Below are 13,275 nucleotides of genomic sequence, written 5' to 3'. Positions count from 1 at the left end.
ACTTCCGGCTCTGGCAGGGACCGGAACGGTGCGCAGCCTCCCCAACTGGGACTGCCTGCGGGACGCTAGTCCTCGCGGATTTCCGCGGTGCCGATCATCGTGGCGCGCGCCAGGGTGTGGGTAAAGAGCGCGAAGCCCAAGGCAGCCGGTGTGGCGTCCGGCGGCACGTCCAGTTCCTCCGTATCCACGGCGTGGACCACCACGAAGTAGCGGTGCCGTCCGTGTCCTGCGGGCGGGGCCGCGCCCACGAAGCCGGGGAATCCGGCGTCGTTGGCCAACTGCACGGTGCCGGCGGGCATCTGCCCCGTATTGGCGGCATCTGCGGCGAGACCCGTGACCGACGCGGGGATGTTGAAGGCCGCCCAGTGCCAATAGCCGCTGGCGGTGGGTGCGTCCGGGTCATACATCGTCACGGCAAAGCTGCGGGTCTGTTCCGGGAAACCGGACCAGGTCAGCTGCGGCGAGGCATCGCTGCCGTCGGCTACGCCCATCTTGGCGCTGTACTGGGCCGGTGCGAACGTGCCTCCGTTCGCGAATTCTTCACTCTCGACGGTGAACTCCGGCACCTGCGGCAGTGCCTCGTACGGGTCTCGGCTTTCCACTGATTTCCTTTCGGGTAGTTGGCATCGGGGCCGCGGCGTGCCGCGGGATCAGGAGAGTTCGCGGCGGTAGGGCGGGTTGGCTCCGGCGCGGGAAACGGTGACGGCAGCTGCGCGCGCGGCGAAGGAGAGCAGCTCCTGCAGTTCGCCGACGCCGATCCGGGCCAGCTCGCTGCGGCGGGCACCGCCGTCGAGCTCCCGGTCCATCAGCCCCACCAGGAGGGCGGACATAAACGAATCCCCGGCACCCACGGTGTCCACCACGCTGACGGTGGGCGCGGCGACTTCGCATTCACCAGCCGCGGCCACGGCCCACGGTCCCTTCGAACCCCGGGTGACCACTACCAGCGACGGGCCCGCAGCGAGCCAGCGCCGGGCGGATTCCTCCGCAGGTTCGTTCGGATACAGCCACTGCAGGTCTTCGTCGGAGGCCTTGACGACGTCGGCGAGGGCGACGAATTTCTCGGCCTGTTCACGGGCGTAGGAGACGTCGGTGATGATGGTCGGCCGGCAGTTCGGATCGTAGGTGATGGTGCAGCCGGGCCGTGCCTGTTCCACGGCGCGCAGCACGTGGCTCGCACCGGGCGAGAGCATGGACGCGATGGAACCGGTGTGCAGCATGGTGGTTCCGTCCAGCAGGGCCGGAAGGTCCTCCGCCAGGCCTGGAAGCTGCCATTCCAGGTCAAAGGTGTACCGGGCGCCGCCCACCGGATCCAGCATGGCCGTTGCCACGCTGGTCGGCAGGTCATCGGCTTCGAACGCGGTCAGCACGGAATTGGTTCGGAGGTGCTCGGCGATCATCGCCCCGTAGCTATCCGAACCGAAGCGGCCCACAAACTGCACGGGCCGGCCCAGCCGCGCCACGCCCACAGCTACATTCAGCGGGCTGCCGCCGGGGTGTGTTCGCCGCGGCGCCGTGTCGCTGACTACTTCATCAACAAGGGCTTCCCCAATAACTGTAAGCACACTGCCAACCTAACAGAGCAGTCTCCCGGTTGCCTTAAGGAACAGGTATTCCGGCCGCCTCACGGACCGCCTCGACGACGGCGTCCCATGCCGGGGTGCCGGGGGTGATCATCGCGAAGTGGTCGCCGGGAATGAGGCGCAGCTGCGCCTCTGTACCGCTTGCCCGGGCAGCGTCCACCCAGCTGCTGGAAGAACTGAGCGGCACTGTAGTGTCTTCCTCGCCGTGCAGCGCCCAGACCGGAACCGGCAGCGGCAGTGCACACATGGGATCCGCATCCCGGTAACGCCGGGGATCCTCTTCCGGCGTGCAGCCGAGGAAGTTCCGCACCGCGCCGTTGCTCAGGCCCAGTTCGTAAGCCTCGGCCAGGTTCAGGACTCCGGAGGAACTGACGACGCCGGCCGGTAGAACGTGCGGATTGGTCCGTGCCGCGGCCAGCGCGGCCAGGTGGCCGCCGGCCGAGTGGCCCAGGAGGACCACCCGGGAGAGGTCGACGTCGTACTCCCGTGCCGCCGGCGCCAGCGCGTCGATTCCGGCGCAGACATCCTCGAACGTTTCCGGCCAGCCGCCGCCTTTGCCGGCCCGGCGGTATTCCAGGTTCCAGGCGGCAAACCCGCGGGCGGCCAGGTCCGCCGCCAGCGGCCGGCCCAGTTCCGCATCATAGGCTGCACGCCAGTATCCGCCGTGGATGATGACCACCACCGCCTGCGCCGCGGCACCCCTTTCCGGAAGGGTAAGTTCGGCGTACTGGTCCGGGTGCGGCCCGTAGGAGATACGAAGTGCAGGCGCTGGCATGACGATCCTTCTGCTCGCGGGGCTTAATCTGATAGGGAGCCTATCGCCGGGGTCGGATAAACGCCGTGCCATAGGCTGGGGGCAGGCAGGGGAAAGGGAAACAGCTTTGAGCGCGTGGGACACACTGGATGAGCGGCTGCGGCCCACAGTCCAGGCCAGTACCGATGAGTACGCCCGGGTCCGGCCGGGACTGGAAGCGGTTACCGCGGAGATGGAAGCGAATCTTCGCGCTGTCTTTGCCGACAGTCCGGTCAAGCCGTTGTTTGTTGCCTCGCGAACCAAGACCGTGGAGTCGTTCCGGGACAAGGCTTCCCGGATGCTGCCCCCGGAGCACCCCGGCGAACTGCCCTCCCTGCTGTTCCCGGATCCGCTGCGCAACCTCACCGACCTCGTGGGCCTGCGCATCATCATGACGCTGCCGCACGAAGTGGATGAAGCGGCGAACCTGATCAAGCGGCAGCGGGCGGAGTTTGACTGCCGCGGCGACCGCGAGAAGGACATTGGCTCCATTGAATCCGGCACCTACGGCTACTCCAGCCGGCACCTGATCCTGCGGACCATCCAGAACGAGACGGTGCGGAAGTTCCACAAGCTGCTTGACCCGGACCAGCGGCCCAACGGCAGCTACCTGTTCGAAGTGCAGATCCGTACCGTGCTGGCCCACGCCTGGTCCGAAATCGAGCATGACATCCGGTTCAAGGCCGGCGATCCCCGGGCCTGGAGCCCGTATTTCGACCGGCAGTTCACGGCAACCGCGGCCATGCTGGAGACGGTGGAAACCGCCTTCGCCGAGCTGCATGAACGCTACGAAACGGTCACCGGTTTCTGGGACGAGGAAGGCCAGGGCAGTGCGCCGCTGACCCCGAACCGGATCCGGGACATTTGGATGACCCTGCTCCCGCACGTCAACCGCAAGTCCGGTGATGACTGGGGGTGGGCAGCGGAAATGCTGGCTGCGCACGGCATGAAGACCACCATGGACCTGGCCGGGCTGCTGCAGGCAGAGGCCATCACGAAGGTCCGCGCGGCCCTGGATCACCGCTATTCGCCCGGACCGGACCGGCTGCTCGATGACCTGCTGCTCTGGCGTTTCGGCAAGGAACACATCGACCTCACGGCCGAACCGGAGGATGCACCGGTCAAACCCCGCCGGGAGTCCCTGGGTCGCCGTTACCGGCTGATGCAGCTTTACCGGGCGCGGGAAGCGGACCAGGGCCAGTAGCCGGTCCCCGGAACCTTGCCGGGCACCGCTGCGCCCGCATAGCTTTGCCCCGTGGTCATTTCTCTTTCAGGGCAGGATGCACGGCGGATGCGGCGCTCCTCGCAGCTGCTGGGCGGTTCGGATCTGTCCCCGGCCGACGTCGTAAGGCGTGCGGTCGCGCTGCAGGGCCAGGACCTGCCCGCAGTGCTGCGGGCCATTGCCGTCCGTTCCCGCCCCGGAACCACCGTCCAGGACGTCCGGGACGCGTTTGACCGCGGCGAACTGGTGCGCGGCTGGCCGATGCGCGGCACCCTGTTCGCCACCACTCCGGAGCATCTGGCGGCCCTGCTGTCCTTCACCGCGGAACGCATCCGAAACATGGCTGCCCGACGCCGGGCCGAGCTGGGGCTTGAGGAGACGGTACTCGCGCGGGGCCGGGACACCCTGCGCGAGGCGCTGGGCGAGCGGCCCCTGCGGCGCTCCGAGGCGCTGGAACTCTGGGAAGCTGCGGGGATCGACACCTCCGACGGACGCGGCTACCACCTGCTGATGCACCTCTGCGTGGAGGGTCTGGCGCACTGGGGACGGTTTTCCGGTACCGAGCAACTCCTCACCCTCACGGCACCGCGCGCCGTCAGCCCGGGAGCGGCCGACGGCGACCTCACGGCCCTGGTGCGCGGCTTCGTGCTGGCGCGCGGTCCGGTCACCGAAGCTGACCTGGCCTGGTGGACCAAGCTGCCCAGGACCGTGGTGCGCAAGGCCGCGGCCGGGGTGGCGGACCTGGTTCAGGTGGAAGTGGACGGTCGGCCGGCGTGGATCATCGGTAAGCCGGAGATTCCGGAGCGTTCCGGAGTGTCACTGGTGCCGGCGTTCGATGAGTGGATCCTCGGTTACGCGGACCGTTCCCTGGTTGCCAGCCCGGCGATGCTGGCGGCAATTGTCCCGGGCGGCAACGGGGTCTTCCGCCCGGCCGTGCTCGACGACGGCGTGGCCGTGGGAACCTGGCGGCTGCCCCGCACTTCCCGGGCCACCCCGGAACCGGTAATCGACCTGGTGGAACGGGTCTCGGCAGCCAAGCGGCGGGCCATCGAGCGGGCGGTCGCAGACTGGCCGCACGGCTGACGGTCCCGCGGGTTACCTGCTCAGGCCGAAGCGCGCCGCACCAGCCGAACCGGCGGCAGGTCAGGTTCCGCCAGCTGCCCGGAATGGCTTGCTCCGCTTCCCTGCGGATCCTGTGCCCCACCCAGCGGCGCCACGGCCATCCGAGCGAAGCGTTCCCCCAGCTCCCGGGCGTCCATCCGTACCGTGGTCAGCGGCGGCACCGCCAGCGACGCCAGCGGAATGTCCTCAGCTCCGATCACCGCCAGGTCCTCCGGTGCACTCAGTCCATGCGCGGCCAGCCCGGCCAGCAGGGCGAAGGCGTGCTCGTCGTCGAACGCACAGGCTGCGGTCACCGGCTGCGGTCCTGCTCTCCAGCGGTCGACGACGGCAGCCGCCTCCCCTGCGTCCAGGCCCAGCCGGGCGACGTCGGGCTGCGGAAGCCTGAGCCGGCTGCAGGCGTCTGCAATGGCTGCCAGCCGGACATCCACCCGCCAGGCGTAACCGGATTCCGGTGGAACCGCCACGCCGATCCGTCGGTGTCCCGCGGCGGCCAGGTGCTGTACCTGGCATGCCCCGATGCCGAGGTCCGGCGCCAGCGGGTCTTCCAGCGCCTGGTGCAGGGACGCCACCTTGATGCCGCTGGCCGCCAGGGCTGCCAGTTCCGGCTCCGGGAGCGGGGTGAGGAGGATCAGCGCTGCCGGAGCCAGCGACTGCACCAGGGACGGCGCTCCCCCCTGCGCCGGCAGCCGGTGCGCCACCAGACGCAGTCCCTGCCGTTCCACTTCCTCGGAGGCGGCGTCGATCATGATGGCCAGGGCGCGGCCCAGGGGCTCGGGCGGCAGCAGCATCAGGACCAGGTCGCTGCGGCCGCGGCGCAGGGTGCGGGCAGCCGTCGACGGCGTGTACCCGAGTGAGCGGGCTGCGGCCAGCACCCTGTCCTGCGTCGCGGTGGAGATACTCTGCCCGGCACGGCCGTTGAGCACGTAACTGACGGTGGCACGGGAGACGCCCGCGGCCTGCGCGACGTCGTTGGACGTGACCCTGCGGTTCATCCCGTCCCTCTTTCGCCTAGCCTTTGCGACCCGCCCAAACACGGCAATGTCAGCCCTTATCCATTGGAGATTTCTCCGGTAGTCTGACGATACAGGCAACTTACACGTGTAACCATCGCGGTGAGCTGCCGAAACCGGCGGCCGCAGATTACGGCCGCTCCCCGATCGAAAGGACCGGTTCGTGGCCAATTCGCCCATCACCGCCCAGAACACCGTCCAGCAGTGGCTCGACCACCCCGCCGGCGGCCCCGCCATCCGCGGTTTCCTTGCACAGGCCGGTAGCGACGAGAACACACTCGGCCCCGCCCTGACCATGAAGCTGCAGCAGCTGGTTGACCTCAGCCAGGGCAAGTTCCCGCAGGCCGCCGTGGATGAACTCGTGAAGCAGGCCAACGGCGGCGTGATGCCCGAGATCGCGGAAACCGCCCTGCCGACCGTTGAAGGCCGTTTCGAAGGCCGCACCATCATCGTCACCGGCGCCGGTTCCGGCATCGGCCGTGCCACCGCCAGCCGCATCGCCCGTGAAGGCGGCCGCGTGATTGCCGTCGACATCGCCGAGGTGAAGATCAAGGAACTCGCCGAAGAACTGGGCGAGGCCATTGTTCCGGTTGCGGGCGACCTGACCGACGCCGCCGCCATTGACCGCATCATGGCCGCATCCGGCGCCAAGATTGACGGTCTGGCCAACGTGGCCGGCATCAATGACGACTTCTCCCCGCTGCACGAGGTCTCCGATGCCATGTGGCAGAAGATTTTCGCCGTCAACGTGGAGGGCCTGATGCGCCTGACCCGCGCCGTGCTGCCGACGATGCTCGAAGCACGCAAGGGCTCGATTGTGAACATCACCTCCGAGGCCGGCCTGCGCGGCTCCGCTTCCGGTGTGGCCTACACGGCGTCCAAGCACGCCGTGGTCGGCATTACCCGCAGCACCGCGTTTATGTATGCCCGTGAAGGCATCCGTGTAAACGCCGTGGCTCCGGGCGGCGTGGCCACCGGCATTCCGATGGGCGGCAAGACCAGCGAGTACGGCGAGGCTCGCTTGTCCCCGGCACGCGTGAATATTCCGGGCCTGGCCTCGGCGGAGGACCTCGCGGCCTCCATCACGTTCCTGCTCAGCGATGACGGCGTGAACATCAACGGCGCCATCCTGCCGTCTGACGGCGGCTGGTCCGCGGTCTAATCACTCACCGCAGATAAGCACGACGGCGGCCGGTTCCCTTCTCCGCGGAGGGAACCGGTCGCCGTCGTTGTTTTGGCGGTCCTTGCCGCGGGTCAGAACCGGTAGACGGCCAGTTCCTCCGCCGCCTCGAAACCGTGCCGCGCGTAGAAGTTCTTTGACGCCTGCGACGGCGAGGTGACAATCCGCGCCGCCCCGATGCCCCGCGCATAGTCGACTGCCGCGGACACCAGGGCGCTGCCTACCCCCGCGTTGCGGTGCGCGGGCAACACGTAGGTATTCGCCAGGTAAACCCAGACTGAAGCCGGTTTGTCCGGTTTCGGCATGCGCTCGAAGATCGACAGGTTCAGCATGCCGATCAGGGCGTCGCCGCCATCCGCAACGGCAACGAAGAAGGTACGGGGGTTGGCCGCCAGCCACGTGCTGAACTCGGCCACAAAGCCCGCATCAGCCGGACCGTCCCCGCCCGCCTCGGCCACCCAGGCAGCCCGGAGCCGGGCGAGTTGGGGGATGTCCAGCGGTGTGCTTTCGCGAATCATTGCGCCACCTTACAACGACGGCGGCCCGCGCCCTCCCGAAGGAAGGCACCGGCCGCCGTCGTACGTTCTAAAAAAGCCGCTAGGCTCCGGAAACCGCTGCGGCGAGCTTGTTCAGCGAGTCCTCAAGGTCGTCCTTGGACACCATCGGGAAGGAAACCTTCTTCAGGGTTTCCTTGTCGGTGACGTGGGACCAGTCATAGGTCAGGGTCACCTCGGTGGAGTCGGCGCCGTCGGCCTGAAGTTCCCAGACCCACTGCCAGCCCTTGGGCTCGGTGCCGGCCGGAGCGGTCTGCCAGGCCAGCAGCTTGTTGTGGTCGTACCCGGTGACGTGGTTTTCCGTCTGGTAGTCGCCCATTTTTTCATTGTGCATGTTCATTTTGAAGACCTGGCCGGAAGCCGTGATGCGGTCGGTCTTCTCGTCCGAAACCACCATGCCGGAACCGTCCAGCTCGTGGTGGCGCTCGGGGTTGGACAACAGGTTGAAGATGTCTGCTGCCGAGGCATCGATGACCCGGGAAACTACAACGCTCGTCTGATCAGTGGTCAATGAACTCTCCTTCGATGGATGGATCGTACTTTTTCCACGGCGGGCTGCCCCTTACGGGCGCCGCCGAAGCCTGTGCGTACCGCGCCCGGCCAGTGAAACTCAGCCGGGCGTGTCCTGCTCTGCTTCCTGCAGGTTCCAACCGGTGATGTACGGCGGATCCTGCCCTTCGTCGCGGGTGTACTGCCGGGCACGTGCCCGTTCGTCCTGCAAATGCTGCCGGAAGGACGCCTGCGTCGATCCCAGCGACGCTACCCGGTCCAGCACGTCGATGGCCAATTGGAACCGGTCAATCTGGTTCAGCATGGCCATGTCGAACGGTGTGGTGGTGGTGCCTTCTTCCTTGTACCCGCGCACATGCAGGTTGTCGTGGTTGGTGCGCCGGTAGGTCAGGCGGTGGATCAGCCAGGGATAGCCGTGATAGGCGAAAACCACGGGCTTATCCTGCGTGAACAGGGTGTCGAAATCCCGGTCGGACAGCCCGTTCGGATGCTCGCGCGGATCCTGCAGCACCATCAGGTCCACCACGTTGACCACCCGGATTTTCAGCTCCGGGAGCTGGTCCTTCAGCAGCGCAGCAGCGGCCACTGTTTCCAGGGTGGGGACGTCGCCGGCGCAGGCCATCACGACGTCGGGATCGGTCCGGGTGCCCGGACCCGCGCCTTCGCTGCCGGCGAAGTCCCAGATCCCGATGCCGCGCTCCACGTGCAGCAGCGCCTGCTCCGGGTCCAGCCAGACCGGGGCCGGCTGCTTGCCGGAGACCACCACGTTGACCCGGTCCCGGCTGTCCAGGATGTTCCCGGCCACGGCCAGCAGTGTGTTGGCGTCCGGCGGGAGGTAGACCCGGATGACGTCTGCCTTTTTGTTCACCACGTGGTCAATGAAGCCGGGGTCCTGGTGCGAGAACCCGTTGTGGTCCTGCTGCCAGACGTGGCTGGAGAGCAGGTAGTTGAGCGACGCGACCGGCTGGCGCCAGCTCAGCCCGCGGCTGACCTTCAGCCACTTGGCGTGCTGGTTGAACATGGAATCCACAATGTGCACAAACGCTTCGTAGCAGTTGAACACGCCGTGCCGGCCGGTCAGCAGGTACCCCTCCAGCCACCCCTCGCACAGGTGCTCGCTGAGCACCTCGGCCACGCGTCCGCTGCGGGCCAGATGTTCGTCGAGTTCGTCAATCCGCTGCTGCCAGGCCTTGTCCGTGACGTCATAGACGGCCTGCAGCCGGTTGGACGCTGTCTCATCCGGTCCGAAAATCCGGAAGTTGGAGGGGTTCTTCCGGATCACTTCGCGCAGGTAGCCGCCCAGATTAAACATCGGGCTGACCCGTTCGGAGCCCGGATGGTCGATCTTCACGGCATGGTCCGCGTACTCCGGCAGGTGCAGGTCCTGGAGCAGGCGCCCGCCGTTCGCGTACGGCGTTGCACTCATGCGCAGGTCCCCTTCCGGGGCCAGCGCGGCAATCTCTTCGACAAGCCGGCCCTCGGCGTCAAACAGCTCCCCGGGTCGGTAGGACTGCAGCCATTCCTGCAGCTGGGCCAGATGCTCCGGGTTGTCGTGGATCTCGGACAGCGGCACCTGATGCGCGCGCCAGGTGCCCTCGACCTGCAGTCCGTCGACCACGGCCGGCCCGGTCCAGCCCTTGGGCGAGCGGAAGACGATCATCGGCCACCGCGGAGCGTGCTGCTCCATCGCATCGGCGGGGACGTCCGGGGTCACCGCGGTTTTTTCGCCGGTGCGGTACGGCTCCTGGATCGAGGTGATTTCCGCCAGGCAGGTCTCCAGCACGGCAGCGAAGTCCTCGTGGGCCTGCCGGACGGCGTTCGGATCCTCCACGGTCACCACGTAGGGGCGGTAGCCGTAGCCTTCGAGCAGTTTCAGCAGCTGTTCCTCGGGCATCCGGGACAGGATGGTGGGGTTGGCGATCTTGTAGCCGTTCAGGTGCAGGATGGGCAGCACCGCTCCGTCCACGGCCGGGTCGAGGAAGCTGTTGGAATGCCAGCTGGCGGCCAGCGGACCGGTTTCGGCCTCGCCGTCGCCGATCACCGTGGCAGCCACCAGGTCCGGGTTGTCGAAGACCGCTCCGTAGGCGTGGGCCAGGGAATAGCCCAGTTCACCGCCCTCGTGGATGGACCCGGGAGTCTCCGGGGCCGCATGGCTGGGGATTCCGCCGGGGTAGGAGAACTGCCGGAACAGGGTGCGCAGCCCTTCCGCGTCCCGTCCCACATGGCTGTAGATCTCCGAGTAGGTGCCTTCCAGCCAGGCGTTGGCAACATTCGCCGGGCCGCCGTGCCCTGGTCCGGTAATGAACAGGACGTTGCGTTTCTGCTCGCGGATCAGCCGGTTCAGGTGGGCGTAGATGAAGTTCAGTCCGGGGGTGGTGCCCCAGTGGCCCAGCAGCCGCGCCTTGACGTCGGATTTTTCCAGCGGCCGGCGCAGCAGCGGGTTGTCCCGCAGGTAAATCTGCCCGGCGGAAAGGTAGTTCGCGGCCCGCCACCAGGCGTCCACGCCGTCCAGGGCGCTGTCGGGATGCGGTTCGGTGCCGGGGATGCGGTCCGGCGGGGCAGCACTGGTCTCGGTCATCTTGGGTCCTTTCCGGACGGTGTAGACGTGGTGAGCCTAGACGGTCTCCACCACGACGTCGGAGGGTTTCTTATCGGGGCGCAGGCCGCGCCAGACGGGATGGCGGAGTTTTCCGGTGCCGGTGCGTTCGGAGAAGGTCACTTCGCCCACCAGTGCCGGCCGCACCCACTGGGCATCGGAGGCATCTGCGGACGGAACATCGTCCAGCGGCGCCGTTTTGCGGGACATCTTCTTCAGGCGCGGGCCGATTGTGGCGAGGTCCTTCTCGCTCAGTCCGGACCCGACCCGTCCGATGTATTTCAGGTCCACCCCGTCCGGAACGGCGACCAGGAGGGAACCGACCTTGTTCTGCCGGTTGCCCTGCCCCGGCCGCCAGCCCACCACCACTACCTCCTGGGTGAGCTGGTTCTTCAGCTTTACCCAGTTCTTGGAACGCCTGCCGGGGTTGTAGGTGCTCGTGCGGCGTTTGGCCATCACACCTTCCAGCCCCAGTTCCTTGCTGGCCGCCACCGCCTCGTCCATGGACATGTCCAGTGCGGGGGGAACCTGGAGGTGCCCGCCGGGGACGGGCTCGACGGCCTGCTCGAGGATTTCCCGGCGTTGTTCGTAGGTGAGGTCCGCCAGCGAGTTCCCGTCCAGCCAGAGCAGGTCAAAGACCATCAGGTGTACCGGCGTCCGCCCGGCGGCGGCAGCGATTTCCCGCGGCTTGGTCAGGTGCATGCGGGGCTGCAGCAGGCCGAAGTCCGGCCGGCCGGCCTTGTTCAGCGCGACGATTTCGGCGTCCAGTACCGCCCGTTCCCCGTTGAGGTGCGCGCTGAGGTCCTGCAGTTCCGGATAGGCGGCGGTCATGTCATTGCCGTTGCGGGAGATCAGCCGGGTGCCTTCCGGCGTTACCGTGACGACGGCGCGCACGCCGTCCCATTTCATTTCGAAGGCCCACTCGTCGTCGTCGTTGATCTCAGCCCGGCTGCCGAGGGTTGCCATCATCGGCTCGACCGAGGGCACCGAGGCGTCTTCCGCGTCGCGGGCCACCTTCCCGACGTCGACGGACGAGGTCTTTGCCGGAGCGGCGGCCGTGGCGGGGCGTGTCCGGGCGGCAGCGGCCACGGACTCCGTGGGTGATTCCGGCGCGTCCGCGGGCGCATCCGCAGGAGCGGCGGCGGACCCGTCGGCCGGAGCTTCGGGCGTCCCCTTTTCGCCCGGCTTCGGCTGGTTCTTCATGAGGTGGATCAGCCAGTTGTTGTTGGCCTTGTCGCCGCCCGAGCCGGTGTGGATCAGTGCGTAGCGCCGGTCGGCGGCCCCTTCCCGGGCCAGGCCGCCGTCGGGCTGGCCGTGGAGCACGGCGATGACTTCCTTGCCGTCCCGCCACTTTTCCCGCTCATACGTGCCGTGATCCCAGATGGTCACGTCCCCGCCGCCATATTCCCCTTTGGGAATATGTCCTTCAAATTTGCCGTAATCCAGCGGATGATCCTCGGTCTGCACGGCCAGATTGTTCTTTCCGGACGTCGACGGCGGGCCCTTAGGCAGCGCCCAGGACACCAGCACGCCGTCGTGCTCCAAGCGGAAGTCCCAGTGCAGCCGGCGGGCGTGGTGCTCCTGGATAACGAAGCTGTTGCCCTCCGAGGAAGTGGACGGTTCCTCCGGGACGGGTTCCGGTGTCTTTGCGGCGTCCCGCATGCTCCGGTACTTGGTCAGCCGGTCCCCGCCGGAGCCGGCCTCGGTGTCGCCGGTCTCCGCTTCCTCGAGTGCTTCTGCCTCGAAGGCGCCGCTTTCCATGCCGGCGAGCGGATCGGACCCGCTGCGGACGCGGTCCATCACCTGCAGGTAGTCCAGTTGGGCGAGATCCGGATCCTCGAGTTCTTTCCAGGTCCGCGGGGCGGCCACCGTGGGCGTGAACCGTCCCCGCAGCGAGTAGGGGCAGATAGTGGTCTTGTTGCCGTTGTTCTGGCTCCAGTCCACCAACACCTTGCCCACGCGCCGCGTCTTCTTCATGTCGCTGACCACCAGATCCGGATGGTCCGCCTCCAGGGCGCGGGCCAGCTCATGGGCCACCGCATTGATGTCGTCGGAGCTCTGGCTTCCGTCCAGTGCGGCATACAGGTGGATGCCCTTGGAACCGCTGGTCACGGGCCGGGCATCGAGGCCCATGTCAGAGAGGATGGCCCTTGCCAGCCGGGCCACTTCGGCGCATTCGGCCAGCCCCGCCCCTTCACCGGGGTCGAGGTCCAGAACCATCCGGTCCGCATTGCCGATCTTGCCGCGCGGCCCGAACTGCCACTGCGGCACATGGATTTCGAGGGCGGCGGACTGGGCCAGCCAGGTCAGCGTTGCCAGGTCATTCACCACCGGGTAGGTGTTGGTGGAGGTTTTGTGCTCGATCGAGAACCGCTTCACCCAGGACGGAGCGGAGTCCTCGAGGTTCTTCTGGAAGAACACCTGGCCGGGATGCTCGGGAGTCCCCACACCGTGCACCCAGCGCTTGCGGGTCGCCGCTCGGTTGCGCGAGTGCGGCAGCATGTACTCGGCCACGGCAGCGTAATAGGCAATCACGTCCGCCTTGGTGGTCTCCGTTTCCGGATAAAGCACCTTGTCCAGGTTGGTCAAGCGGAGCCGGTGCCCCTCCACACTGACGGTCTCCTGGTTTTTTCCTCCGCCTGTCGCCATGCCCCCTAGTCTTACCGGGATACCGGGCAAATACCAGTATTTCATCAGGGGGCTTA

At 67.3% G+C, this 13,275-nt stretch carries 11 protein-coding genes; 3 read left to right on the top strand and 8 right to left on the bottom strand.

Features of this window, described 5'->3' with window-relative positions; all coding sequences use genetic code 11:
• Positions 1–65: 65 nt before the first annotated feature.
• Genes N2K98_RS00295 through N2K98_RS00285 form a run of 3 tightly spaced genes read right to left on the bottom strand, consistent with a single transcriptional unit; the run spans position 66 to position 2,358 of the window.
• Complete coding sequence (locus N2K98_RS00295; protein WP_255864447.1) at positions 66–602, bottom strand: YbhB/YbcL family Raf kinase inhibitor-like protein; 537 nt, start codon at positions 600–602, stop codon at positions 66–68.
• Positions 603–650: 48 nt separating this feature from the next.
• Positions 651–1,565 carry a carbohydrate kinase family protein gene (locus tag N2K98_RS00290; protein ID WP_255864448.1) on the bottom strand — a complete coding sequence of 305 codons (915 nt, stop codon included), beginning with the start codon at positions 1,563–1,565 and terminating at the stop codon, positions 651–653.
• 34 nt (positions 1,566–1,599) lie between these two features.
• Positions 1,600–2,358 (bottom strand): alpha/beta hydrolase family protein, encoded by a 759-nt coding sequence (locus N2K98_RS00285; RefSeq protein WP_255864450.1) that lies wholly within the window; start codon positions 2,356–2,358, stop codon positions 1,600–1,602.
• A 106-nt stretch (positions 2,359–2,464) separates the two neighbouring features.
• Between N2K98_RS00285 and N2K98_RS00280 the strand changes: the two genes are divergently transcribed.
• Positions 2,465–3,580 (top strand): GTP pyrophosphokinase, encoded by a 1,116-nt coding sequence (locus N2K98_RS00280; RefSeq protein ID WP_255796279.1) that lies wholly within the window; start codon positions 2,465–2,467, stop codon positions 3,578–3,580.
• 51 nt (positions 3,581–3,631) lie between these two features.
• Positions 3,632–4,681: a winged helix DNA-binding domain-containing protein gene (locus N2K98_RS00275; protein ID WP_255864452.1), complete on the top strand. Its 1,050-nt coding sequence runs from the start codon at positions 3,632–3,634 to the stop codon at positions 4,679–4,681.
• Between the two features lie 20 nt (positions 4,682–4,701).
• Here N2K98_RS00275 and N2K98_RS00270 read toward each other — a convergent pair whose 3' ends face one another.
• Entirely contained in the window at positions 4,702–5,712 is a 1,011-nt protein-coding gene (locus N2K98_RS00270) for a LacI family DNA-binding transcriptional regulator (protein WP_255864453.1), read from the bottom strand.
• 181 nt (positions 5,713–5,893) lie between these two features.
• Between N2K98_RS00270 and N2K98_RS00265 the strand changes: the two genes are divergently transcribed.
• Entirely contained in the window at positions 5,894–6,892 is a 999-nt protein-coding gene (locus tag N2K98_RS00265) for an SDR family NAD(P)-dependent oxidoreductase (protein WP_255864454.1), read from the top strand.
• A 92-nt stretch (positions 6,893–6,984) separates the two neighbouring features.
• Here N2K98_RS00265 and N2K98_RS00260 read toward each other — a convergent pair whose 3' ends face one another.
• The 4 genes from N2K98_RS00260 to N2K98_RS00245 all read right to left on the bottom strand — a co-directional run bounded on the left by N2K98_RS00260 (position 6,985) and on the right by N2K98_RS00245 (position 13,219).
• A complete protein-coding gene (locus N2K98_RS00260; RefSeq protein ID WP_255796283.1) occupies positions 6,985–7,428 on the bottom strand; it encodes a GNAT family N-acetyltransferase in 444 nt (147 codons plus the stop codon).
• Between the two features lie 79 nt (positions 7,429–7,507).
• On the bottom strand, positions 7,508–7,975 hold the full coding sequence (locus tag N2K98_RS00255; RefSeq protein ID WP_255864455.1) for an SRPBCC family protein: 468 nt from the start codon (positions 7,973–7,975) through the stop codon (positions 7,508–7,510).
• A 99-nt stretch (positions 7,976–8,074) separates the two neighbouring features.
• Positions 8,075–10,552: a phosphoketolase family protein gene (locus N2K98_RS00250; RefSeq protein WP_255864456.1), complete on the bottom strand. Its 2,478-nt coding sequence runs from the start codon at positions 10,550–10,552 to the stop codon at positions 8,075–8,077.
• A gap of 36 nt (positions 10,553–10,588) precedes the next feature.
• Entirely contained in the window at positions 10,589–13,219 is a 2,631-nt protein-coding gene (locus N2K98_RS00245) for an ATP-dependent DNA ligase (RefSeq protein ID WP_255864458.1), read from the bottom strand.
• Between the last annotated feature and the right edge of the window lie 56 nt (positions 13,220–13,275).

This window comes from Arthrobacter jinronghuae (assembly GCF_025244825.1).
Taxonomy (GTDB): Bacteria; Actinomycetota; Actinomycetes; order Actinomycetales; family Micrococcaceae; genus Arthrobacter_B; species Arthrobacter_B jinronghuae.
The sequence above is the reverse complement of the archived record's forward strand: the minus strand, read 5'-3'. Positions and strand labels throughout refer to the sequence as shown.